The organism is Evansella vedderi (assembly GCF_030813435.1).
Classification (GTDB): domain Bacteria; phylum Bacillota; class Bacilli; order Bacillales; family Salisediminibacteriaceae; genus Evansella; species Evansella vedderi.
Genome location: NZ_JAUSUG010000030.1, coordinates 16864 through 39520, shown reverse-complemented (window position 1 = coordinate 39520; position 22657 = coordinate 16864). Strand labels below are relative to the sequence as shown.

Below are 22657 nucleotides of genomic sequence, written 5' to 3'. Positions count from 1 at the left end.
TCTATTCCTAATTAGGGATGTTTTATTTTCTAATAAACCAGTGTTCCATAAATTCAATAATGGAAGTTGTACCACTCTCCGTATCCCCACAAACAATTAAAGGGTGCCTCAAAGGTTAAAATTCCTTTTGAGGCACCCTCTACTCTATTATGATGGAATACTTTGTTCATCATAGCGTCGTTCTAAGTTAACGAACTTATTATATTCTTTCACGAAGGCTAATTCAACGGTACCTACTGGGCCGTTACGTTGTTTAGCAATAATAATTTCGATAATATCCTTATTCTCTGTCTCTTTATCATAATAATCGTCACGGTACAGGAAGGCTACAATATCGGCATCCTGCTCAATACTTCCCGATTCACGAATATCAGACATCATTGGTCGTTTATCCTGTCTTGATTCTACACCACGGGATAACTGGGACAGGGCGATAACTGGGACTTCCAGTTCACGGGCAAGACCTTTTAAGGATCGGGAAATTTCGGATACCTCTTGCTGCCTTCCCTCCCCGCTTCTCGCATCTCCTTGAATCAACTGTAGATAATCGATTAGAATCATTCCAAGACCCCGTTCTTGTTTCAAACGCCTACACTTAGCGCGAATTTCATTAACCTTAATACCAGGTGTATCATCTATATAAATACCAGCCTTCGATAGACTTCCCATTGCCATCGTTAGCTTTTGCCAATCTTCTTCTTCTAGCTTACCAGTACGAAGCCTTTGTGCATCAATGTTTCCTTCCGCACAAATCATACGCATAACCAGCTGATCGGCACCCATCTCCAAACTAAAGATTGCTACGTTCTCATCTGTTTTCGTAGCAACACTTTGGGCAATATTAAGGGAGAAGGCTGTTTTACCTACTGATGGACGGGCAGCAACAATAATTAAGTCATTTCGTTGGAAACCTGCTGTCATACGATCTAATTCATGGAAACCTGTAGGGATACCTGTTACTTCACCAGCTGTGTGCTGAAGCATTTCGATTTTATCAAATGCCTCTACTAATACATCCTTAATGGATATAAAGGCTTTAGAGCTTTTCTTTTGGGAAACTTCTAAAATAGATTTTTCCGCTTCGTTTAAGATAGCATCTATATCTTCATCCGCTGCTAAGCCTTCGGAAGCGATATTAGTAGCAACTCGAATGAGTCTGCGGAGAAGAGATTTTTCTTCAACGATTTGACTATAGTAATCCACATTGGCAGCTGTCGGTACAGCATTAGCCAAATCACTTAAATAGGATACTCCCCCAATTTCTTCGAGCCAATTCTGCGTGTTTAGTTCTTCTGTTACAGTAATTAAATCAACCGGCTCCCCTTTTTGGGCAAGAATAAGCATAACATTATAAATCCGTTGGTGGGCTGCTCGGTAAAAGTCTTCAGGAACTAAACGCTCAGAAGCGGTGACGAGAGCTTGATCATCAATAAAAATAGCCCCCAACACCGCTTGCTCTGCTTCAATACTTTGGGGTGGTGTGCGATCAGCAAATAAATCACTCATTACCCACTTCCCTCATTTCCTCTACAAATTATTCTTCTGTAACATGGACCCTTAATGTCCCTGTTACCTTAGGATGCAGCTTTACATTTACATTCGTATAGCCTAATGAACGAATTGGTTCATCCATTTCAATTTTACGCTTATCAATCTTAATTTTCATTTTCTTTAACTGTTCGGCAATTTGCTTATTGGTTACAGCCCCGAAGAGTCTACCATTTTCACCAGCTTTGGCCTTTAGCTCAATTGTAGTTTTTTCTAAATTTTCCTTTAACTGCTCTGCACGCTCTTTCTCTTCGTCGGCTTTCTTTTGTTCACTTTCCTGCTTTTTCTCAAGAGATTTCATGTTACCTGTGTTTGCTTCAATTGCTAGATTGTTCTTTAGCAAATAGTTACGAGCATAGCCTTCCGCCACATTCTTTACTTCACCTTTTTTACCTTTTCCTTTTACATCTTGCAAAAAGATGACTTTCATGACGAGTTTCCCCCTTTGAAATATTCATCTATCTTTTCTTTCAAAAATTCCTCAGCATCGTCAAGCTCTATGTCTTCTAATTGTGTAGCTGCATTGGTTAAATGGCCTCCGCCACCTAATTTTTCCATAATTACTTGTACGTTGACTTCCCCTAACGACCTAGCACTTATACTAATTCGCCCGTCTTCTAGCATGGAAATAACGAAGGAAGCAACTACACCGTTCATATTTAAAAGAGTATCTGCTGCTTGGGCAATAAGTATCTGCCCGTATGTTTCATTAGATCCACCGTTAGCTATAGCAATGCCCCCATCGTAAATATAGGCACTTTCCACTAGCTTAGCCCTTTTTATATATTGATTAAGGTCTTCTTTCAAAAACTGTTGCACGAGAATCGTATCTGCACCTTTACTTTTTAAGTAAGAAGCAGCATCAAACGTACGTGAACCTGTTCGAAGAGCAAAGCTTTTCGTATCCACTATAATACCAGATAATAGCGCCGTTGACTCTAAAACATTTAATTTGGGATGATTTGGCTGGTATTCCAATAGTTCTGTAACCAGCTCCGCTGTAGAGGATGCATACGGTTCCATATATACAAGCACTGCTTCCTGTATGAACTCTTCTCCCCGACGATGATGATCAATCACAATGATTCTTTCTACCTTATTTAATAATTTAGGTTCTACAACAAGGGATGGTTTATGGGTATCCACTACCACTAGAAGTGTATCATCTGTTGATTCCTCCAGAGCTTCTTCCGGCGTAATAAAATTTGCCCACAATTGATCATTATTTTGTATTTCCTCTACTAGTTTAGTCACACTGGAGTTCATATCCGTAGGGTCTAAAACGATAAAACCGGTTTTTCCATTAGCTTCTGCTATTTTGAGCATTCCAATGGATGCTCCTATGGAGTCCATATCAGGGTTCTTATGCCCCATAATGAGGACTTTATCACTTTCAAAGATAAAATCCCTTATTGCGTGGGAAATGACTCTTGCGCGGACCCTTGTCCGTTTTTCAACTGCATTAGATTTCCCCCCATAAAAGCGGACCTTGCCATTTTTTTGCTTAATAGCGACTTGATCTCCCCCACGTCCTAATGCTAAATCTAGGCTGGATTGTGCGAGGCCTCCTAATTCTCTTAAGGATGATTCACCACTGCCAATACCAAAGCTTATTGTAAGAGCAACCTTTTCCTTTGCCGTAGCCTCTCTTACTTCATCAAGAATGGTAAAACGATTTTCTTCTAGTGCTTCTAGTGCCTCTTCATTAAAAATGGCGATAAATCTGTCAGAAGCCGTCCTTCTTAATAAAATATCATAGTTTTGCGACCAGCGGTTTAAAGCTTCTGTCACACGTGTCAATAACTTACTTCGAAGCTGATCCTCCATGCCTTGGGTTACTTCATCGTAATTATCGAGAAATATAAATCCTATTACAGTTTTATCCCGTTCAAAAAGCTCTTTTATTTCTTGTTCCTCTGTTACGTTAAAAAAGTACAGAAGCCTTTCGTTTGGTTCATGGAGTATACGATAATTTTTTTCAGCAAGGGTTATTAAAAATTCCTTTTCTTCCTCACTAGCTTGTTTGGCCAATGTTGCATTGAGTACTTCCAGTGGTTTACCAATATACTCCTCATCTAATAGGTCGTTTATATAAGGGTTAACCCATTGGATGGTGCCATTTTCATTATACAACACTATACCAATAGGTAGATTTGTGACTGCTTCTTCCCCTGCCTTATTTATACGATAGGACAAGGTAGAAATATAATCCACTAATTCCTCTTCAAATTTCCCTTTAGCCATAAACATTAAAATTAAGACAAAAGCTAAGGCTGCAAATCCAAAGAGACCTATTTTCCAGTTATAAATGGAGAGAATCCCCATGAAAATTAAGGCAATTACCAGCAGTGCAACAACGTGATAGCCATGCCATCGTCTTAACAGGTATTTAGGCATTATTCACAGCTCCTACTTCTCTGAGTTCGATTTCAACCGCTTTCTTAACTCAAAACCTAAATCAATTATACCTAAGATACGGATAAGATGAAGCATAAATGGAAAAAGAAAGCTTATTATTGTAATCACTATAGGGATTACCTTTGATCTTTTCTTCAAATGGAAAAAGAAAAAGATAAAGGCTAAACCTTGAATCACCATGACAACTTCTAATATCGGAGTAAGATTAGATACTACAATAAATAATGCTGTCCCTTCTTCTACCCCAATGATCAAAATAATATAGGTAATCAAATAATACCATATAAAAGCTCTGGGAAATGACCATTCTCTAAATGGAGGGAATCGGTTTATATTATACTTTAACTTCCTCATAATGAATGATGCTAGCAATTGAATAATAAAAGCATAGCCTATCCCTAAAATAATAAAAATGGACGGGGCCGTATAAACCAATTGATCTATAAATGTACTAGCAACCTCTAGGGTTTGTTGGTCCTGTTGACCAATTGTCCCTAGCATTTGTTCAGAAAGCTCTAATGACTCCCTAAACAGGTCTTGTATGACCTCTATAGGATTTGTATTTAAAAGAACAATCGTACCAATATAATTTAGAATTAGGGCAGCAATAAAGGCTAAGGAGCCTCCTAACAGGACACCAAAAGCATTTTTATTCCTTCTATATAGTTCTCCCATTACAATTCCACCAGCTGCAAAGCTCACCGTTATAGGTAATGATAATGGTGTGATAATAAAGATAAGGAAAAAAGAGATGAGCCCTAATAATATTCCTGGCTTTAATCCATGCTTGTATGTAAATACAATAAAAGGTATTGGCAATAAAAATATCGTGAATAAACTAACTAAAGGTACAAAAAGAGTCAAAAATACTAACAATAAATAAACAGCTAAAAACTTCGATCCCTCTTTTATTAAATCGGAGCGTTCCATACCTCTCCCTCGTTTCTTTTGTAAAATCAAGTGTCGAACATTATTGTAGCATGAGTCCCTTGTAAAGGACAAAAGGTACCATAATAAGACTTAAGAAAGGATGACTCGTAAGTTTATGCAACCTGAGTCATCCCTTATTCATCTTAGATTTCCCAAGATTTTTTAAAGCTTTTTGGAAGCATAAATTTTTATGGAGTATATGTTTCATTGTTTCCTCCATAATCGTTTTGTAAAACAGATTTACTTATAAATGTACCATTTAACGATACAGGGAATAAGAAAAAACCACAGCAGTCACTACTGTGGTTTTTCTCTTAACTTTATTACTCACTTACATATGGAAGCAATGCCATTGTACGTGAACGCTTAATTGCGCGAGTTAGTTGACGCTGATACTTAGCGGAAGTACCAGTTACACGGCGAGGAAGAATTTTTCCACGCTCAGAAATAAACTTCTTCAATAAGTCAGTGTCCTTATAGTCAATTTTTTCGATCTTGTTTACTGTAAAGTAACATACTTTACGGCGTTTTGGACGACCACGACGTGCCATGAGAACCCCTCCTTCTTTTTAAATTTTTTATAATAATCACCGTTAAATTTCAATACTAGAATGGCAAGTCATCATCATTAATGTCGATCGGCTTACCATCATTGGCAAATGGATCGTCATTCTGAGGTCTACTCTGGTTTTGGTTGCCTTGACCTTGTCCTTGTCCAAAACCACCTTGCCCATATCCCTGGTTTGGAGGATTTTGATAACCACTGTTGCCTTGACCTTGACCCATACCTTGGCCTTGGTTATAGCCGCCGCCAAATTGCTCGCGGTTTCCACCACCAGATGCACCACGAGGTTCCAAGAATTGAACACTTTCAGCAAGCACTTCTGTTACAAAGACTCGACGCCCTTCATTATTATCATAGTTACGTGTTTGGATTCTACCGTCTACACCTGCAAGACTACCCTTTTTCAAATAGTTTGCTACGTTTTCAGCTTGTTTTCTCCATATAACACAGTTAATGAAGTCCGCTTCACGTTCTCCTTGCTGATTGGAAAAAGGTCTGTTAACTGCTAGTGTAAATGTTGCTACTGCAATCCCATTAGCTGTATAACGTAATTCTGGATCTTTGGTTAAACGACCGACTAAAACAACTCGGTTAAGCATCCGAACTCCTCCCCGGAATTTAAACTAATACTCACTACTTCTATCTATGTTAATTTCTATTCTTCGTCTTTTACAACTAGAGTACGTAAAACGTTCTCGTTGATCTTGATCAAACGATTGAATTCATCAATTGCTGCAGATGGAGCATTTACGTTTAAAAGAACGTAGTAGCCTTCTCTGAAGTCATTGATTTCGTAAGCTAAACGACGCTTACCTTTTTCCTCAACGTTTTCTACCTCTGCGCCATTATCCGTTAATACTTTGTTGAAACGTTCTACAACTTCCTTTGTAGCTGTTTCTTCAAGATTCGGACGTACAATGTACATGATTTCGTATTTGCGCATGATTCGTCACCTCCTTTTGGACTAAGGCTCCCCTCGGTAGGAGGAGCAAGGAGCAAAAATAGATCTGTTATTGCTCGCAATTGAAAATTATAGCAGAACCTGCCGAGATATACAAGGTTTAATCAAATTTATATTATTTCCAGTTTATATATAATTAAAAATACAGCCTGAATAATTTTTCAAGCTGTATTTCCTTGGTTTCATTTTTATATTTCATTAACATGGAGGGTCTACCCTGAAAATACAAATCAGGTTGTCATTCACTACGGTCCACTCCCTTTCCGCGGACGACCTGTCAAGCCCCCACGAGCTTTGCCCTGTGTGGTCTTGGCTTGCTCGTTCTTCCGCAGGAGTGTTATGAACCTTCGCTCATTCTAAACAGACTAAATTTTTCATTCTTCCATAAAAATTCCTTTGTCAACAGGTAAAGTCTAAGTTAAACATTAAATCGGAAATGGATAATATCTCCGTCTTGTACGATATATTCTTTTCCTTCGAGGCGAACCTTTCCGTTGTCTTTCGCTGCGCTCATGGAACCTGCAGCAATTAGATCATCGTATGCTACAACCTCTGCTCTAATAAAGCCCCTTTCAAAGTCCGTATGGATGACTCCTGCAGCTTGTGGCGCCTTCGTCCCGCTGTGAATAGTCCAAGCTCTTACCTCTTGTTTTCCAGCAGTGAAGTATGTTTCTAAACCTAACAGCTTGTAAGCTGCTTTGATGAGCTGATCAAGACCAGATTCTTCAATCCCTAGTTCATTTAAGAACTCTTCCCTTTCTTCCCCATCTAATTCAGCAATTTCCGATTCAATTTTTGCACAAACGACAATTACTTCAGAACCTTCTCCAGCAGCAAACTCTCTTACCTTTTGAACATATTCGTTACCACTTACATCTAGTAATTCGTCTTCACTTACGTTTGCAACATAAAGAACTGGCTTCATTGTTAATAAATGAAGACCTTTGGCAATTTTCATTTGTTCCTTTGTTAATTCTACACTACGTGCAGGCATCTCTTCCTCAAAGGCGGTGCGAAGCTTGTCCAATACTTCAAATTCGGCCATTGCTTCTTTATCCTTTTGTCTTGCCATTTTCTCTACTCTGCCTATTCGTTTTTCTACGGTTTCAAGGTCAGCAAGAATTAATTCAAGATTGATTACTTGAATATCCCTAATAGGGTCAACGCTTCCGGATACATGGGTAATATTATCATCTTGGAAACAACGAACAACGTGGGAGATAGCATCTACTTGACGGATATGGGATAAAAATTTATTACCTAACCCTTCCCCTTTACTCGCCCCTTCCACAATACCAGCAATATCTGTAAATTCAAATGCAGTTGGCACTGTTTTATGCGGTTCCACCATCTCTGTTAATTTATCAAGACGATGGTCCGGCACTTCAACAATTCCAACATTTGGATCAATCGTACAAAATGGATAGTTAGCCGATTCCGCACCAGCTTGTGTAATTGCATTAAATAATGTTGATTTACCTACGTTAGGAAGACCAACAATTCCAGTGGTTAAAGCCATGTTAAATTACTCCTTTATAATTAAACTATAATCATTTCAATTTCGTTCAATATCTTTTCATCCTTAACAATTATAGTTATTGTATGGGAAAAGCGCAAGGAGCCATTCACCACTTAACACTATTTATGCATGCAAGTTTTCTTATCCAAGGGCTGTTTTCTAAAAAGATTGCGTGGATCTGCTACAGGTGTACGCCTTCCGCTTCTCTATGCTTTTTAAAAAGGTAACAGAGTTTGCAAAACAGTTTATTCTAAGTAAGGAAAGGGTGTCTCAAAATTTAGTTTTTATCTTTCGAGACACCCTTCTATTCGGATTACGTATTAAATTTTTTCTATCGTAACTAAACAATCGTAAAGGATACTTCCCTTACCCATATCCGACTCCCCAGAAGGGGTTAATATATTGACGCTGCCACCAAATCTATTCCATCTTCCTTCATCTATATTAATTGTGTCCTTTTGTAGTCCTTGTTCTATACGGACAACTGCCTTTATCTGGCCCCGATCATTTTTCACAACTACATAGTCACCATCATCTAAGTTAAGGTCACTCGCAATTTCCTCGGAAACATCAACTACATTTGTGTCGCCTGCTGCTACAATGGGATAATGCTGAGAATGGTTTGATCTTAGCGGGTGAAGGGACAAAAGTCTATATGGAAATTTCCCTTTAATTCCTGGGGTTCTTTCTTCCCCTTCCAATGGAGGAATAAGTTGAATTTGAGGGACATCTCCTTCCCCTTTTGCTTTCAGAGAATAGAACTCATACTTCCCTGATGGTGTTTGAAATTGATAATTGTTCCAAGGAATATCCTCTATTGGAAGCTTTAAATATCCTTTCCTTTTACACTCTTCCAAAGACCAACCTTTTTCTCGTAAAGATTTTGTACCCATTTCCAACCACTCATCAATGGTGTAATCGAAGTACCTACCAAAGTCTAATTGTTTTGCTAATTCTGTCCAGATCCAAAGATCTGACTTCGCTTCGCCAGGAGGGTTAACAAGCTTTGGACCATAATTAACGTAGCTATGATACATAGAGGCATAGTATATATCCTCTTCCTCAAAGACTGTTGTGGATGGAAGTACATAATCTGCGAGTTCAGCCGTATCTGTAAAATATTGATCTATTACCACTACTGTTTCAGCCTTATTAAAGGCTTTTATTGTAAGATTTGAATTTGGCAGCTGAGTAACTGGATTTCCTCTACTTACAAAAATAAATTTTATTGGAGGATCTGCTACCTCTAAGGTCTTTTCAGCTTGATTCATTCTAGTAAATGTACGAATATCCGCTTCTTTTTCCCTTAATGCAAGGACATCTACATCAAAAGACTGACCTACTGGAAGATGCCCATAATTTACCCCTCCTCCAGCCTTCCCAATGTTTCCAGACACAGCACCAAGTGCATCAATAATCCGAATGGTATTCCCACCGTTTTGATAACGTTGCATACCTAATCCTAAAAATGTGGAGGTGGGTCCATTTGAATATTGTTCAGCTAACAACTCTAACGTCTTGTGAGTTACACCAGTCTTCAAAACTACTTCTTCAAGTGAAATAGAGTCTAATGTCTTTTTCAATGTTTCAAAGCCATATGTGTGGTTGTCAAGAAAATAAGAATCTTCCCAGTGGTTTGCAAGGATTACTTTTATTACCCCCGCTGCTAATAGTCCGTCCGATCCCGGTTGAATAGATATATAATTATCTGCTAGTTTTGCAGTCTGATTTTTCATAGGGTCAATTACTGTTATTGAAATACCCTTCTTTCTCGCTTCTTTTAAATAACGAAACAAATGCATATTTGTTCGGGAGACATTTCTCCCCCAAATAACAACATGGCGGCTGGATAGTACATCCTCTGGAGCATGAGCCGCACTATTACCAAAATCCCTTATTTGCGCTTCAATTCCAGCACCCCAACAGAGACTACCCTCTACCTTTGTCCAACCACCGAAGGCACGAAAAAAGCGTTCGTCTACAGACTTTAACAAGCCATTACTTGAGTAGTCATGACTATGCAATACAGAAGTGGGTCCGTACTCTCTTTTTACTTCCCTTAACTTCGTTGAAATCTCCATAAGAGCTTTATCCCAACTTATCGATTCCCATTTTCCTTTTGTTGTTTTTTTCATTGGTCTTGTTATACGATTCGGATCAGCTGTCTTTTCAGCGAGCATTCTCCCTCTTCCACAAATTTTCCCATCTGTAACGGGATGCTCTTTATTACCTTCAACCTTTATTATCTTCCCGTTTGTTACAGTAACATGAAAACTGCATGCATCCCAGCAATTTAATGGACATGCAGATACATTCTTCTGAACGATGTTTCTATTCATGACTCACAATAACCTTTTTTATTTTCTTAGTGAATTCCTTTCGAGGGAGCATAACACTATGGTTACAGCCGCAGCACTTAATACGAATATCCATACCCATACGAATAATTTCCCAGCGATTTTCACCACAAGGATGAGCCTTTTTCATTTCTACAATATCATGTAATTGAAAAACTTGTTCTCCCATAAAAGTCACTCCTAACCTACCTAACATATAAATGAAATTATACTACATTTTGTTCGTTTTATGCTACGTTTAAACTACTTAGGTAGTGATTGTCCATCAAATCGGTGCGCAATTGGATAGAGAAGGATAGATGCCAGTATATATAAATTCAAAACACCGTACAAAGGATACAAAATAGATATTAACTTAGAGAAACCTATCGTTGTTAAGGGAATCATCAATAGTAGCAAGCACATTGCTAATAACCAGAATGGAAGTTTTATATATTGATAAACTCTTGTACATAATCCCAGAATGCCGGAGGCAGCTGTTGTATAAATGGCAGCCCAAAGCAATCCGGACATGACTAGTACCATGAAATACGGATAGTTTTTTAAAATGGCAAACAAAGGTATTTCATACAGCATGACATCATGGGCTACCTTTAACAATGACTCATTATAAAGTAAAGAAATAAACCCTAATATTATAGCACTTCCTAAACTGGCTATAAACATTTCACCTTTATGTTGAATTTTATTACCGATAGCCGATAATACAGCTACTAAAGGTAATATATTTAAAGCGGTAAATGTGAAAGCGGAAGGCCAATTATGCTGCTTTCCAAAATCCAATTGAATGGAGAAACCACTTGTCCATTGAAAAACAAATAATGTCCCTACTAGGAAAGTGATGAGTACAGGAATAATCATGGCATTCATGGAAGTCATCCCATTAATTCCCCAGACAAACAATAGAACGAGCAAGCTGCTAATAATAATGACTCCGTACCAATAAGGAATATGTACGGCTTGTAAGGTTGCCCCTCCCCCAGCAATCATAATCACTGTCGTGGAAAATAAATATAAGATAATCATTCCATCGTATAACTTGGTAAGTCTATTCCCCATTAATTCCCTTAATACAGGAATATAGCTTTCTGATTTTTTTTCATAACTTATTTTCATAATCACATAGGTACAAATGAAAAATAAGATTGCAAAAAGGAAGATAGCAAATGTACTTTCATTCCCGAAAAATTCCCATAACTCCCTTCCTGAAGCATACCCTGCACCAATCATTGTCCCTATAATTAAAAACATCCACTTCAACCCTGATAGCCACATATTTTTCCCCTCTTTTTTTCCGTATTTGATGTATAGATTCTTTAAAGTATCCGTATACTGTTACTATTATTTTAGAAATGAGGTTTGTATGATGGATTCTGGACAACTTTTTCCACAAAAGAAAAATAACTCATTTCGTGTTCATATGAAACACCCCATTGTGATCAGCGATATGGCAAAACAAATATATTCTCTATTACCTAATAACAGGGAGCAACCTATTGTCATTGTTTGTATTGGAACGGATAGATCAACAGGAGATAGTTTAGGTCCACTGGTAGGTTCAAAGTTGTTAGAACGTGGATTTAACCAATTTTCTGTTTTTGGAACCCTTCACGAGCCTGTACATGCAAAAAATTTAGAGGAAACAATAGCTATGATTCAATCAAACTATGATAATCCCTTCATTATTGGAATAGATGCTTGTTTAGGTAGAGCATCAAGTGTTGGGTATATGACCGTTGCCGAAGGTCCTGTACGTCCTGGTACAGCTGTTAAAAAGCAACTTCCATCTGTAGGAAATATACATATTACAGGAATCGTAAATGTAAATGGTTTTATGGAAATGATGGTTTTGCAAAATACCCGCTTATCTATCGTCATGGAAATGGCAGACATTATATCCAGAGCGATTTCCCGTTCTGCACGGTGGTATGAAACCAATCCAGGATGGTTAAGGTCTGCTTTAAACAAAGAATCTTTGCTAGATTAACATTCAGTTTGGTTAATGTTTTAACAGAACAAAGGTATAAAACAAAAAGCTGTTTTTGTAAACTTTGTTGCTTTTTTTAAAAGCTTGGAGAAACGGAGTGGCGCATGAGTATTACTTATAGGTTAAATACGAGTTGTCTCGACGGATGTAGATCCAAAGTGAAGCTAGTAGAGAAAGAGACAGAGTTTTTCCCGAGGAGTCTGAAGCGTTGGCCGCGGAACTAGGACGGTGACATTACGCCATTGCCCACAAGCGGTGCCTGAAATGCTTCATCGAATAGTTTGCGACGAGTATTCGCAGGAACAATTTATGTGAAAAGAGACAAATAAAAAAAGGTAAAGTCCTTGGTATTCTACTACCTTTTGACTTTACCTTTTTATATTTAATAGATTTCCTCTATTATTTTTTAAAGTGGTAGATCATGAATAATTATTACGAGTATGCAGCAAATGATAATAGCAGGTAATAGATTAGCTATCCTTACTCTTGGAACACCTAATAGATTTAAACCAATTCCAATAATCATCACTCCACCAACTGCTGTAATTTCGTTAATAAAGGAATCTAAATATTGTTGAGGTACAAAATTGACTATAAATGTCGCTCCTATTGCTAGAGCCCCTTGATACAGGACAACCGGAATAGCGGAAAACATTACCCCAACCCCCATTGTAGCAGCAAATACAATTGCTGAAAATCCATCTAGAACAGATTTTGTATATAATACGGAATGATCAAGTCGGAGACCACTGTCTAATGCCCCGATAATTGCCATTGCTCCTACAACATACAAAAGAGTAGCTGCAACAAATCCTTCCGCTATTTTACCTTCTGTCCTTTGTTTCATCCTTCTTTCTATCCATTTTCCTAATTCATTTAATTTTCCTTCTATATTCCATCGTTCCCCTAAAACACCACCTATTGCTAAGCTAAAGATGACAATTAATATATTCTCTCCCTTGAGTGCCATGGAAAAACCCAATACAAGTACAGCTAAACCTATTGCCTTCATAACCGTCTCTTTCATGTCATCTGGGAAACGTTTCAAACTCATTCCTAGCCAAGCACCAATAATTATTGCTAGGCCATTTACTATCGTACCTAGTAAAACCATACTGCTTTCTCTCCTAACTAAGTAAACCTTCTCTTATCTCTTTTACTGCCGTGATAAAATGATCTACATCATCTAAGGTATTATAAATTCCAAAACTAGCTCTAATTAATCCTGTGTCGATTGTATTTAAATATTGATGCATAAGGGGGGCGCAATGTAAACCAGCGCGAACGGCAATATCATAATGCTCATCTAATATTGCCGCCATTTCATGTACGTCAATCCCAATGATTCGAAAGGAGATTACTCCTAATCTTTTCTCTCCTAATTTTGGTGCAAACCATTCTAGCCCATTAATGGAACTAAACTCTTCTATACACCTTTCGACTAATTTCCTTTCATGATCATAGATTTCGCCTAAATCCATACGCTTAATTTCGCGTATCCCTTCTAATAGACCAGAAATTCCAGGAGTATTTAAAGTGCCACTTTCCAAATAAAACGGCCAGTCTAATGGTTGTTCTGGGCTTTCAGAATGGAACCCAGTCCCTCCAACTGTCAGAGGTGTTAATTGAACATTAGTTGACGCTATCAAAACTCCTACACCTTGCGGACCTAATAACCCTTTGTGTCCGGGAAACGCCAGCAAATCTATATTAAAATCCTTCATACTAATAGGAATGGAACCGGCAGTTTGAGAGGCATCTACTAAAAATTTTGCATGATGAGTAGATAAAACTTCCCCCCATTCCTTTATGGGGAGTAGTTCTCCAGTTACGTTGGATCCATGAGTTACTGCCACTAATTTCGTTTGATCCTTCAACACTCCCTGAAGTTGATCAATCGTAATTTCACCGTCTTTATTAGGAGATAGATAAGTAAGGGAAATCCCCTTTTCTTTCACTAACCTTTCTAACGGCCGACGAATCGAGTTGTGCTCTAATGTAGTAGTTATAGCATGATCCCCTTTCCTTAAACCTAAACCATTAATACCCTGATTAATTGCAGTAGTTGCATTTTGGGTAAAAATAACTCTGTTATGATTTTCAGCTTGGAATAAATCAGCAAGCTCCACCCTAGTTTCTTCTATTGCTAATGCTGCACGTCTCGCTAGCTTGTGGCCACTTCGACCTGGGTTAGCTCCAAATTCCCGAACAGCCTTAACCAAACTATCCATCACTAATGTAGGCTTTGGAAAACTAGAAGCGGCTTGATCTAAATAAATCATTACACTCCCCCCATTGTTAAAGGTTTATTCACACTTTCATCTTTAGATAAAGCTGTTTTCGTAAACTTGTTGTTTTTTTAAAATTTGGAGAAGCGAAAGGCGGCGCCCCTAGCGACGAACATACGAAGTAGTATATCCAAGCCAACTTATATCATCATAAAAACAACAAATGCTCTTCTTACGATGAGTCATCGCAAGAGCAAACTTTTAGGAAATAGTCTCAGATAAAAAAGTGACCACTTATAAAAGTGGCCTTAACTACTCCTCTTCCTCATTGATTAAGTGAAGGATCCTATTTAAATCATCATCAGAAAAGAATTCTATTTCTATTTTCCCTTTTTTCTTCCCTTTCTTAATGTGAACATTTGTGCCGAAGTATTCTTTTAGGAGAGATTCTTTTTCTCTAATAAAAGGAGATTGTGGTTTTTTTGAAATTGTTTCACGTGAAACATTTTTATTTAAATTTTGAATTAGCTCTTCTAGTTGACGGACACTGAGTTTTTCGTTCATTACTTTTTGAATAACTGCTGTTAATTTTTCTTTCCTTTTTAATCCTAACAAAGCTCGTCCATGTCCCATAGATAGCTTTCCTTCAGAAATAAATTCCTGAGCCAATTGCGGAAGTTGTAATAGCCTTACATGATTAGCGATGTGAGGTCTGCTTTTCCCTAATTTTTTAGAGAGCTCTTCTTGCGTTACTTGGAGGTGCTCCATTAATTTTTGGTAAGCTTTTGCCTCTTCTAATGGATTTAAATCTTCCCTTTGAAGATTCTCAATGAGGGCGATTTCCATCATTTGATCTTCTGTTAAATCTCTAACCACCGCTGGTATAGATTTTAACCCAGCTTCTTTAGCTGCACGAAATCGTCTTTCCCCCACAACGATTTCATAGCCTTTAATACTTTTTCTCACGATAATTGGCTGAAGGATACCATGCTGTTCAATGGATGTCTTTAATTCCTCAATTGCTTCAGGTTCAAAAACCTTTCTCGGTTGATAAGGGTTAGGTCTTAGTTCTGAAGTGGATATTTCTTCAACCTTTTCTTTCTTTTCATCTACGGCATCTGGAAAAAAAGCATTAATACCTTTCCCTAATCCTCTAGCCATGAGTCATCACTTCCTTCGCTAAATCAATGTACACTTCTGCCCCTCGTGATTTCGGGTCGTATGTAATGATAGGCTCACCGTGACTAGGCGCTTCACCAAGGCGTACATTCCTAGGAATAATCGTTTGAAATACTTTTTCCCTGAAATATTTTTTCACTTCTTCTATTACTTGAATACCTAAATTTGTTCTTGCATCTAACATAGTCAGGAGTACACCCTCAATTTCTAAATCGTGATTGAGGTGTTTTTGCACTAGTCTAACTGTATTAAGTAATTGACTGAGACCCTCTAATGCGTAATATTCACACTGCACTGGTATCAGCACAGAATCAGAAGCGGTTAAGGAGTTAATTGTCAGCAGTCCCAATGATGGAGGACAATCAATTATAATGAAATCATACTCTTCCTTTATTTGTTCAATAGCACGTTTTAAACGGACTTCTCGAGATATAGTCGGTACTAGTTCTATTTCAGCCCCTGCCAATTGAATGGTAGATGGAAGAATATCTAAATTCTCCACTCCTGTTGGAATAATAACATCCTTCGCTTTTTTATCTTCTACAAGAACGGTATATATACATTGATCTACATCTCCTTTATCAATACCAACACCACTGGTGGTATTTCCTTGGGGATCTATATCAATTAACAATGTTTTTTGCCCGATATAAGCAAGGCACGCACTTAAATTAACGGCAGTTGTCGTCTTCCCAACACCACCCTTCTGATTTGCAATGGCTATAACTTTTCCCATCTTGTCACCTACCTGACTCTACTAAATTATTTACTGTATCACTAAAATAAATCCTATTAAGATTCTATTTGAATAACTGACTGTTTTTTATTTTATCATGAAATGGTAATTTTGAATTGAATTGAAACATAAAAAATAAAAAATAATAATTTTTTTCGTCAAAAATCCTAAATTTTCTACACCCTGAAAAAAACACCCCATTCCGACTGATGAGAATGTGGTGTTATGAGATATATTTATTTTTTATTTAGGTATCTTGATAGTAAACTGATAATAATCCTCATGTTCTTCCTCAGAAGTATCTACATTCAAGCCTGTTTGCACTACCATATCAACAGATTTTCTAATTGTATTCATTGCAAGGCGCATATCCCTTGAAACTCCCTTACGAATTGGTTTTCTTTTCTTTTGAGGAGTTCCTTCTTTTAACCTTTTCACAATTTCTTCCGTTTGTTTTACATTAAGGTCATCATTCAAAATACGTTCAAGTACCTTTTCTTGTTGTTCTACTTCTTTTAAACCTATTAAAGCCCGTGCATGTCGTTCTGAAATTTGGCGGTTTAGCAAAGCTTCTTGAACAGAATCAGGTAAATGAAGTAAACGTAGTTTATTAGCTATAGTAGACTGACCTTTACCTAACCTTTGCGCTAAACTTTCTTGAGTTAAATTATGGATTTCTAATAGCTTAGCATAGGCTACTGCCTCTTCAATGGCAGTAAGTCCTTCTCTTTGAAGGTTTTCAATAAGGGCAACAGATGCTGTTTGAGAATCATTAAATTCCTTGATAACAGCAGGGATTGTTTCCCATCCAAGCTTTTTCACGGCACGCCAACGTCGTTCCCCAGCTATAATTTCAAACTGATCATCCCTAACTCTTACAACAATAGGTTGAATGATACCGTGGGTTTTGATCGTTTGTGCCAGTTCATCAATTCGCTCATCTTGAAAAACCGTTCTTGGTTGATAACGGTTAGGTTTTATATCATCTACAGGTATTTGATGAACCTTTTCATCTCCACTAATTATTTCATTTTCTTCATTTTCTTGATTCTTTTCATTTAATCCAAAAAATCTAGTAAATGATTGCTTCATGGCGACACCACCTTCAGAAAACTACCTCTTAAATAATATTCGATAGAGGTCAAATAAATCCTTCATGAAATATAAATATGTACCATTCTATTATATAACCTTTCTACAAAAAATAGAAACAGTTTATATTTTTCAACTCTATTATACATAATCTTAACAGCTTCATATAAGATATTTTTACAGAAAAAATAGAATGAAAGACCAAGTATAATTTTAGCATGGATAAAGCATGATGAACACAAAAACAAAAGAAATGTTTCACGTGAAACATTTCTTCCTAACTTCCTTATTGATTATAATGGTTGCTTATTTGGAGTGCCTGGTTTTCTAGGGAATTTCTTCGGTGTTGCCTTTATTTTTTTTATCTCAACAATCCATCTTTCACTTTCCTCGGCAGGTAGACGGAAAGTATTTTGTGAGCCTACTTCTCCACCTAATAAAGTTATTGCGTTTTTGGAATCCTTTAGCTCATCATTAGCACCTGATCCTTTCATTGCAATAAAGGCGCCATCTATTTTAACCATCGGTAAACATAATTCAGATAAAACAGGTAGCCTTGCTACTGCACGTGCTAAAACAAGGTCATAGCTCTCACGATGCTCACTTTTCCTTCCAAACTCCTCAGCTCTCGCATGAAAAAAGGAAACACCATACAACTTTAATCTCTCTGCTAAAGCATTTAAAAAGGTAATACGCTTATTTAATGAATCTACAATCGTAACGTTTATATGAGGAAAACAAATTTTCAAAGGAATACTTGGAAACCCTGCCCCCGCTCCAACATCTAACACTGTCATTGGCTCGGAAAAGTCATGGTAGAATGCTGCTGAAATAGAATCATAAAAGTGTTTAAGATATACCTCTTCCTTATCTGTTATAGCGGTAAGATTCATTCTTTCATTCCAGTCCACCAATAAAGAAAAATAATCCTGAAATTGCTTCATTTGATCCTCTGATAATTCTATCCCTTTTTCTAAAAGGGCTTCTTTAAATTGTTCTTCATTCATACTTTTTGTCCCCACCTTTATGACGAGCTTACAGCTTATTCATTAGTGGAAGCTACTCTTTTTAACTTCCCTTGCTCTAAATATACAAGGAGAATAGAAATATCAGAAGGATTCACACCTGAAACACGGGAAGCTTGTGCCATAGAAAGGGGTCTTACTTGAGAAAGCTTCTGCCTTGCTTCTGTAGCTAACCCGTTTATTGCATTATAATCAATATCTTCGGGAATTTTCTTATTCTCCATCTTCTTTAATTTTTCTACCTGATCCATTTGTTTTGAAATATATCCTTCATACTTAACCTGAATTTCCACTTGCTCTGCAACATCACTATCTAAAGTATCATCAGGTGGTGCTAACTGAGCGATGATATCATAGGTTATTTCTGGTCTCTTTAATAATCCTATAGCGTAAATCGCTTCTTTCAAAGGGGTTGAACCAACTGACTTTAATAATTGATTCCCTTCCTTTGTAACCTTTATCATTGCATTTTTTAAACGTTCTATTTCCTCGTGAATTTGCTCTTTTTTCTCTAAATATTTGTTATATCGATCTTCCTTAATTAATCCGATATTATGACCGATTTCCGTTAATCTTAGATCGGCATTATCATGGCGAAGAAGCAATCGATACTCAGCCCTTGAAGTTAATAAACGATAAGGTTCATTAGTACCTTTTGTTACTAGATCATCAATTAATACACCAATATAAGCTTGTGAGCGGTTTAAAATTAGGGGATCCTTCTCTTGAATTTTCAAGGCAGCATTAATTCCCGCCATTAAACCTTGACCAGCTGCTTCTTCATACCCACTTGTACCATTTATTTGTCCTGCAGTAAATAGTCCTTTAATTTTTTTGGTTTCTAAAGATGGCCAAAGCTGTGTTGGAACTATAGCATCATATTCAATGGCATAACCAGGACGCATCATTCTTACATTTTCTAAACCAGGAACGGTTTCTAAAATACTCCGTTGAACATCTTCTGGAAGGCTTGTAGATAATCCTTGAACATAAACTTCCTGCGTATTTCTTCCTTCTGGTTCTAAAAATATTTGATGTCTTGGTTTATCACTAAAACGAACAATTTTATCTTCAATAGATGGGCAATACCGTGGTCCAGTTCCCTCAATAACTCCGGAATACATTGGAGATCGATGTAAATTATTATTAATAATTTCATGTGTTTTTTCTCCAGTGTATGTTAACCAGCATGGAAGCTGATCCGTAATATACTTTGTCGTTTCGTACGAAAAAGCGCGTGGTACATTATCCCCCGGTTGAATTTCCGTTTTAGAATAGTCAATAGATTGACTATTTACCCTTGGAGGTGTTCCTGTTTTGAATCGAACCATTTCAAAACCTAATTCCTGCAAATGATACGAAAGATTAATGGAAGGCTGTTGATTGTTTGGTCCGCTTTCATAGGCTAAATCTCCAATAATGACCTTTCCACGTAAATATGTTCCTGTGGTAACAACCACTGCCTTCGCTCTGTATTCAGCTCCTGTTTGGGTAATTACCCCTTTTACTTCATCCTCTTCAATAATTAATTTCTCTACCATTCCTTGACGAAGTAATAAATTGCCCGTTTCTTCTATTGTCTTTTTCATTTCATGCTGATACAGATACTTATCCGCCTGTGCTCGCAATGCTCTTACGGCCGGTCCTTTACCAGTATTAAGCATTCTCATTTGGATATGTGTTTTATCTATATTTTTTGCCATTTCACCACCAAGGGCGTCAATTTCTCGTACAACAATTCCTTTTGCAGGACCCCCTACAGATGGGTTACAAGGCATATAAGCAACTGCATCTAAATTTAACGTTAACATTAATGTATTAGCGCCCATTCTAGCAGAAGCCAGACCTGCTTCTACTCCTGCATGTCCAGCACCAATAACAATGACATCAAAATCTCCACCATAGTAACTCATACAAAGACCTCCTTTTTAGAAAAGGATGCTTGTTCAATAATCAAGTAGTAACTATCTTACTTATTGAGCAATTCCTTCCAACGATTATTTTCCTAAGCAAAATTGGGAAAATAACTGATCAATTAAACTTTCATGGACACTGTCCCCAATAACTTCACCTAGGATCTCCCAGGTTTTTGTAATATCAATTTGAACCATGTCTACAGGCATACCTGCTTCAATTGCTTGTAATGCATCTGAAACGGAATCATAAGCTTGGTTTAATAAAGCAATATGCCTCGAATTAGATACGTAGGTTAAATCACTTGCTTCCAATTCCCCTTCAAAAAACAATGTTTTAATTGCTTCTTCTAATTCATTTACCCCTTCATCTAGCAATAGAGAAGTTGTTACTATTGGATCCTCCCCTGCCAGATACTTTACCTTTACCATATCAATATTTTCAGGTAAATCCGTTTTATTTATTATAACAATACGGTCTCTTCCTTCGCTAATTTTAAACAATTCTTCATCAGCATTCGAAAGCTCCTCATTATAATTCAATACAAGGAGAACTAATTCTGCTTCCTCTACTACCTTCCTTGATCGTTCTACCCCTATTTTTTCCACGATATCTTCCGTTTCTCTTATCCCCGCAGTATCTAAAAGACGTAAAGGGACTCCCCTTACATTCACATATTCTTCTATAACATCTCTCGTAGTTCCAGGAATATCCGTAACGATTGCTTTATTATCATGAACTAAATTATTAAGTAAAGAAGATTTCCCTACGTTTGGCCGTCCAATAATAACTGTAGATAAACCATCACGTAATATTTTCCCTTGCTGCGCCGTTTGTAAAAGCTTTTTAATATCATTTTTTACAAAGGTAGCTTTTTCCTTTAATATTCCTAAGGTCATTTCTTCTGCATCATATTCAGGATAATCAATATTTACTTCCACATGGGCCACCGTCTCTAAAAGAGCCTGACGGAGTCTCTGAATACGTTTCGACAGCTTTCCCTCCACTTGAGACATGGCTATATTCATTGCCCGATCTGTTTTAGCTTTAATTAAATCCATTACTGCCTCAGCCTGTGACAAGTCAATTCGTCCGTTCAAAAAAGCCCGTTTTGTAAATTCACCAGGTTCTGCTAAACGTGCCCCTTGTTTTAATATTAATTGAAGAATTCGATTTACAGAAACGATCCCCCCATGGCAATTTACTTCTACCATATTTTCTCTAGTAAACGTTCTAGGGGCTAATAAAACAGAAACCATTACTTCTTCAATCTTTTTTTCCGTCTCTGGATCGAAAATATATCCATAATTAATGGTATGGCTTTCAACCTCTTTTAATGGTTTCTTACCCTTATATATTCTATCAGCTATCGTAATAGCTTCGTCTCCACTTATACGAACAATCGCTATTGCTCCTTCACCCATTGGTGTTGAAATGGCGGTAATTGTATCCAGTTCCATCTCCTTCACCTCCTGTTTTTTGAAATTTATATTTCCACAAAGATATTGGTTAATTTAAACACCTTCCCAAAATATTAGAATACCACATTAATTTTACGGAAAAAAGATATCCACATCTATTATTCATCATCTTAGTCAAAAAATTTTACTTTCATCCACAGTTTGATTTCTTCCTATCCCCTCAACTATTTTATCCACATGTGGATAGTAACATATTAAAAAACTAATAATTTTTTATTTTATTCTCTCCAATCCCTTGTGGATAATTTTTATTTTTGCTGACCTGAAAATAAAAAAAGCGGCTGGGACAAAAGTGTTTTTATCAATAAGAAATCCGAACGAAATAGCGATTATAGTTGTTTGTCATATAAAAATCGCTTCGGAAATACACTTCGCTAAGTACATTGTTCGTATTTCCAAATTAAACACTTTAGTTATGTCCAGCCTCTTTTTATTTCAAGGCTCTGTTAAAGGAAATTGTTAATATTTAAACAAAGTTGATTGAAGCAGAAGATGCGAGACTACTGTGGGAAAAGCAACGGCTGAAGAAATAGGAGTGGCTGTCTCTTTCTCTGCTCCTGCGATTACTCGTCGCAAAAACATTTGCTAGCTTAGCTTCGTAGCGTATCCAAGAGTCATCGTAAACGATGACGCTCCGAGACAAATCGTAGTATATTCGACGAAGCATCGCTCTTTGAAGAATTGTCCGCGGAGCCAGGATGGCAACATTACGCCGTT

At 37.2% G+C, this 22657-nt stretch carries 20 protein-coding genes; 1 reads left to right on the top strand and 19 read right to left on the bottom strand.

Annotated elements, in window-relative coordinates; genetic code table 11:
- Nucleotides 1-147 precede the first annotated feature (147 nt).
- From dnaB to J2S74_RS24575, 11 genes are all read right to left on the bottom strand, one after another.
- On the bottom strand, nt 148-1506 hold the full coding sequence (gene dnaB, locus J2S74_RS24625; RefSeq protein ID WP_307331546.1) for a replicative DNA helicase: 1359 nt from the start codon (nt 1504-1506) through the stop codon (nt 148-150).
- A gap of 28 nt (nt 1507-1534) precedes the next feature.
- Nucleotides 1535-1978, bottom strand: coding sequence for a 50S ribosomal protein L9 (gene rplI, locus J2S74_RS24620; protein ID WP_307331543.1), 444 nt, complete (start codon nt 1976-1978; stop codon nt 1535-1537).
- On the bottom strand, nt 1975-3945 hold the full coding sequence (locus J2S74_RS24615; RefSeq protein WP_307331540.1) for a DHH family phosphoesterase: 1971 nt from the start codon (nt 3943-3945) through the stop codon (nt 1975-1977). Before J2S74_RS24615 ends, rplI begins: the two co-directional genes overlap by 4 nt.
- Before the next feature lie 12 nt (nt 3946-3957).
- Nucleotides 3958-4896, bottom strand: a complete 939-nt coding sequence (locus tag J2S74_RS24610; RefSeq protein ID WP_307331538.1) for a YybS family protein — start codon at nt 4894-4896, stop codon at nt 3958-3960.
- A 323-nt stretch (nt 4897-5219) separates the two neighbouring features.
- Nucleotides 5220-5447, bottom strand: coding sequence for a 30S ribosomal protein S18 (gene rpsR / locus J2S74_RS24605; RefSeq protein WP_307331536.1), 228 nt, complete (start codon nt 5445-5447; stop codon nt 5220-5222).
- 55 nt (nt 5448-5502) lie between these two features.
- Nucleotides 5503-6060 (bottom strand): single-stranded DNA-binding protein, encoded by a 558-nt coding sequence (gene ssb / locus J2S74_RS24600; RefSeq protein ID WP_307331534.1) that lies wholly within the window; start codon nt 6058-6060, stop codon nt 5503-5505.
- A gap of 56 nt (nt 6061-6116) precedes the next feature.
- Nucleotides 6117-6404: a 30S ribosomal protein S6 gene (gene rpsF / locus J2S74_RS24595; protein ID WP_307331531.1), complete on the bottom strand. Its 288-nt coding sequence runs from the start codon at nt 6402-6404 to the stop codon at nt 6117-6119.
- Between the two features lie 436 nt (nt 6405-6840).
- Nucleotides 6841-7941, bottom strand: a complete 1101-nt coding sequence (gene ychF / locus J2S74_RS24590; protein ID WP_307331527.1) for a redox-regulated ATPase YchF — start codon at nt 7939-7941, stop codon at nt 6841-6843.
- 320 nt (nt 7942-8261) lie between these two features.
- On the bottom strand, nt 8262-10280 hold the full coding sequence (locus J2S74_RS24585; RefSeq protein ID WP_307331525.1) for a molybdopterin-dependent oxidoreductase: 2019 nt from the start codon (nt 10278-10280) through the stop codon (nt 8262-8264).
- Nucleotides 10273-10467 carry a DUF951 domain-containing protein gene (locus J2S74_RS24580; protein ID WP_307331523.1) on the bottom strand — a complete coding sequence of 65 codons (195 nt, stop codon included), beginning with the start codon at nt 10465-10467 and terminating at the stop codon, nt 10273-10275. The genes J2S74_RS24585 and J2S74_RS24580 overlap by 8 nt, the downstream gene beginning before the upstream one ends.
- 74 nt (nt 10468-10541) lie before the next feature.
- Nucleotides 10542-11573, bottom strand: a complete 1032-nt coding sequence (locus tag J2S74_RS24575; protein ID WP_307331520.1) for a YkvI family membrane protein — start codon at nt 11571-11573, stop codon at nt 10542-10544.
- A gap of 91 nt (nt 11574-11664) precedes the next feature.
- On the opposite strand from J2S74_RS24575, the gene yyaC reads away from it, so the two are divergent.
- Complete coding sequence (gene yyaC, locus J2S74_RS24570) at nt 11665-12285, top strand: spore protease YyaC (RefSeq protein WP_307331518.1); 621 nt, start codon at nt 11665-11667, stop codon at nt 12283-12285.
- 406 nt (nt 12286-12691) lie between these two features.
- Here yyaC and J2S74_RS24565 read toward each other — a convergent pair whose 3' ends face one another.
- The 8 genes from J2S74_RS24565 to mnmE form a co-directional block, all read right to left on the bottom strand.
- Nucleotides 12692-13399 carry a DUF554 domain-containing protein gene (locus J2S74_RS24565; RefSeq protein ID WP_307331514.1) on the bottom strand — a complete coding sequence of 236 codons (708 nt, stop codon included), beginning with the start codon at nt 13397-13399 and terminating at the stop codon, nt 12692-12694.
- A 13-nt stretch (nt 13400-13412) separates the two neighbouring features.
- Nucleotides 13413-14567 (bottom strand): aminotransferase class V-fold PLP-dependent enzyme, encoded by a 1155-nt coding sequence (locus tag J2S74_RS24560; RefSeq protein ID WP_307331510.1) that lies wholly within the window; start codon nt 14565-14567, stop codon nt 13413-13415.
- Nucleotides 14568-14825: 258 nt separating this feature from the next.
- Entirely contained in the window at nt 14826-15674 is an 849-nt protein-coding gene (locus tag J2S74_RS24555) for a ParB/RepB/Spo0J family partition protein (RefSeq protein WP_307331508.1), read from the bottom strand.
- Nucleotides 15667-16428 (bottom strand): ParA family protein, encoded by a 762-nt coding sequence (locus tag J2S74_RS24550; RefSeq protein ID WP_307331506.1) that lies wholly within the window; start codon nt 16426-16428, stop codon nt 15667-15669. Before J2S74_RS24550 ends, J2S74_RS24555 begins: the two co-directional genes overlap by 8 nt.
- 243 nt (nt 16429-16671) lie before the next feature.
- Nucleotides 16672-17520: a nucleoid occlusion protein gene (gene noc / locus J2S74_RS24545; RefSeq protein ID WP_307331502.1), complete on the bottom strand. Its 849-nt coding sequence runs from the start codon at nt 17518-17520 to the stop codon at nt 16672-16674.
- 293 nt (nt 17521-17813) lie between these two features.
- Nucleotides 17814-18527, bottom strand: coding sequence for a 16S rRNA (guanine(527)-N(7))-methyltransferase RsmG (rsmG, locus tag J2S74_RS24540; protein ID WP_307331500.1), 714 nt, complete (start codon nt 18525-18527; stop codon nt 17814-17816).
- Between the two features lie 35 nt (nt 18528-18562).
- A complete protein-coding gene (mnmG, locus tag J2S74_RS24535; protein ID WP_307331497.1) occupies nt 18563-20458 on the bottom strand; it encodes a tRNA uridine-5-carboxymethylaminomethyl(34) synthesis enzyme MnmG in 1896 nt (631 codons plus the stop codon).
- Nucleotides 20459-20542: 84 nt separating this feature from the next.
- Nucleotides 20543-21919 carry a tRNA uridine-5-carboxymethylaminomethyl(34) synthesis GTPase MnmE gene (gene mnmE, locus J2S74_RS24530; RefSeq protein ID WP_307331494.1) on the bottom strand — a complete coding sequence of 459 codons (1377 nt, stop codon included), beginning with the start codon at nt 21917-21919 and terminating at the stop codon, nt 20543-20545.
- Nucleotides 21920-22657: the final 738 nt, after the last annotated feature.

Coding starts and splice junctions, on each gene's coding strand:
- dnaB (WP_307331546.1), bottom strand. CDS start 1,506: ATGAGTGATTTATTTGCTGATCGCACACCACCCCAAAGTATTGAAGCA.
- rplI (WP_307331543.1), bottom strand. CDS start 1,978: ATGAAAGTCATCTTTTTGCAAGATGTAAAAGGAAAAGGTAAAAAAGGT.
- J2S74_RS24615 (WP_307331540.1), bottom strand. CDS start 3,945: ATGCCTAAATACCTGTTAAGACGATGGCATGGCTATCACGTTGTTGCA.
- J2S74_RS24610 (WP_307331538.1), bottom strand. CDS start 4,896: ATGGAACGCTCCGATTTAATAAAAGAGGGATCGAAGTTTTTAGCTGTT.
- rpsR (WP_307331536.1), bottom strand. CDS start 5,447: ATGGCACGTCGTGGTCGTCCAAAACGCCGTAAAGTATGTTACTTTACA.
- ssb (WP_307331534.1), bottom strand. CDS start 6,060: ATGCTTAACCGAGTTGTTTTAGTCGGTCGTTTAACCAAAGATCCAGAA.
- rpsF (WP_307331531.1), bottom strand. CDS start 6,404: ATGCGCAAATACGAAATCATGTACATTGTACGTCCGAATCTTGAAGAA.
- ychF (WP_307331527.1), bottom strand. CDS start 7,941: ATGGCTTTAACCACTGGAATTGTTGGTCTTCCTAACGTAGGTAAATCA.
- J2S74_RS24585 (WP_307331525.1), bottom strand. CDS start 10,280: ATGAATAGAAACATCGTTCAGAAGAATGTATCTGCATGTCCATTAAAT.
- J2S74_RS24580 (WP_307331523.1), bottom strand. CDS start 10,467: ATGGGAGAACAAGTTTTTCAATTACATGATATTGTAGAAATGAAAAAG.
- J2S74_RS24575 (WP_307331520.1), bottom strand. CDS start 11,573: ATGTGGCTATCAGGGTTGAAGTGGATGTTTTTAATTATAGGGACAATG.
- yyaC (WP_307331518.1), top strand. CDS start 11,665: ATGGATTCTGGACAACTTTTTCCACAAAAGAAAAATAACTCATTTCGT.
- J2S74_RS24565 (WP_307331514.1), bottom strand. CDS start 13,399: ATGGTTTTACTAGGTACGATAGTAAATGGCCTAGCAATAATTATTGGT.
- J2S74_RS24560 (WP_307331510.1), bottom strand. CDS start 14,567: ATGATTTATTTAGATCAAGCCGCTTCTAGTTTTCCAAAGCCTACATTA.
- J2S74_RS24555 (WP_307331508.1), bottom strand. CDS start 15,674: ATGGCTAGAGGATTAGGGAAAGGTATTAATGCTTTTTTTCCAGATGCC.
- J2S74_RS24550 (WP_307331506.1), bottom strand. CDS start 16,428: ATGGGAAAAGTTATAGCCATTGCAAATCAGAAGGGTGGTGTTGGGAAG.
- noc (WP_307331502.1), bottom strand. CDS start 17,520: ATGAAGCAATCATTTACTAGATTTTTTGGATTAAATGAAAAGAATCAA.
- rsmG (WP_307331500.1), bottom strand. CDS start 18,527: ATGAATGAAGAACAATTTAAAGAAGCCCTTTTAGAAAAAGGGATAGAA.
- mnmG (WP_307331497.1), bottom strand. CDS start 20,458: ATGAGTTACTATGGTGGAGATTTTGATGTCATTGTTATTGGTGCTGGA.
- mnmE (WP_307331494.1), bottom strand. CDS start 21,919: ATGGAACTGGATACAATTACCGCCATTTCAACACCAATGGGTGAAGGA.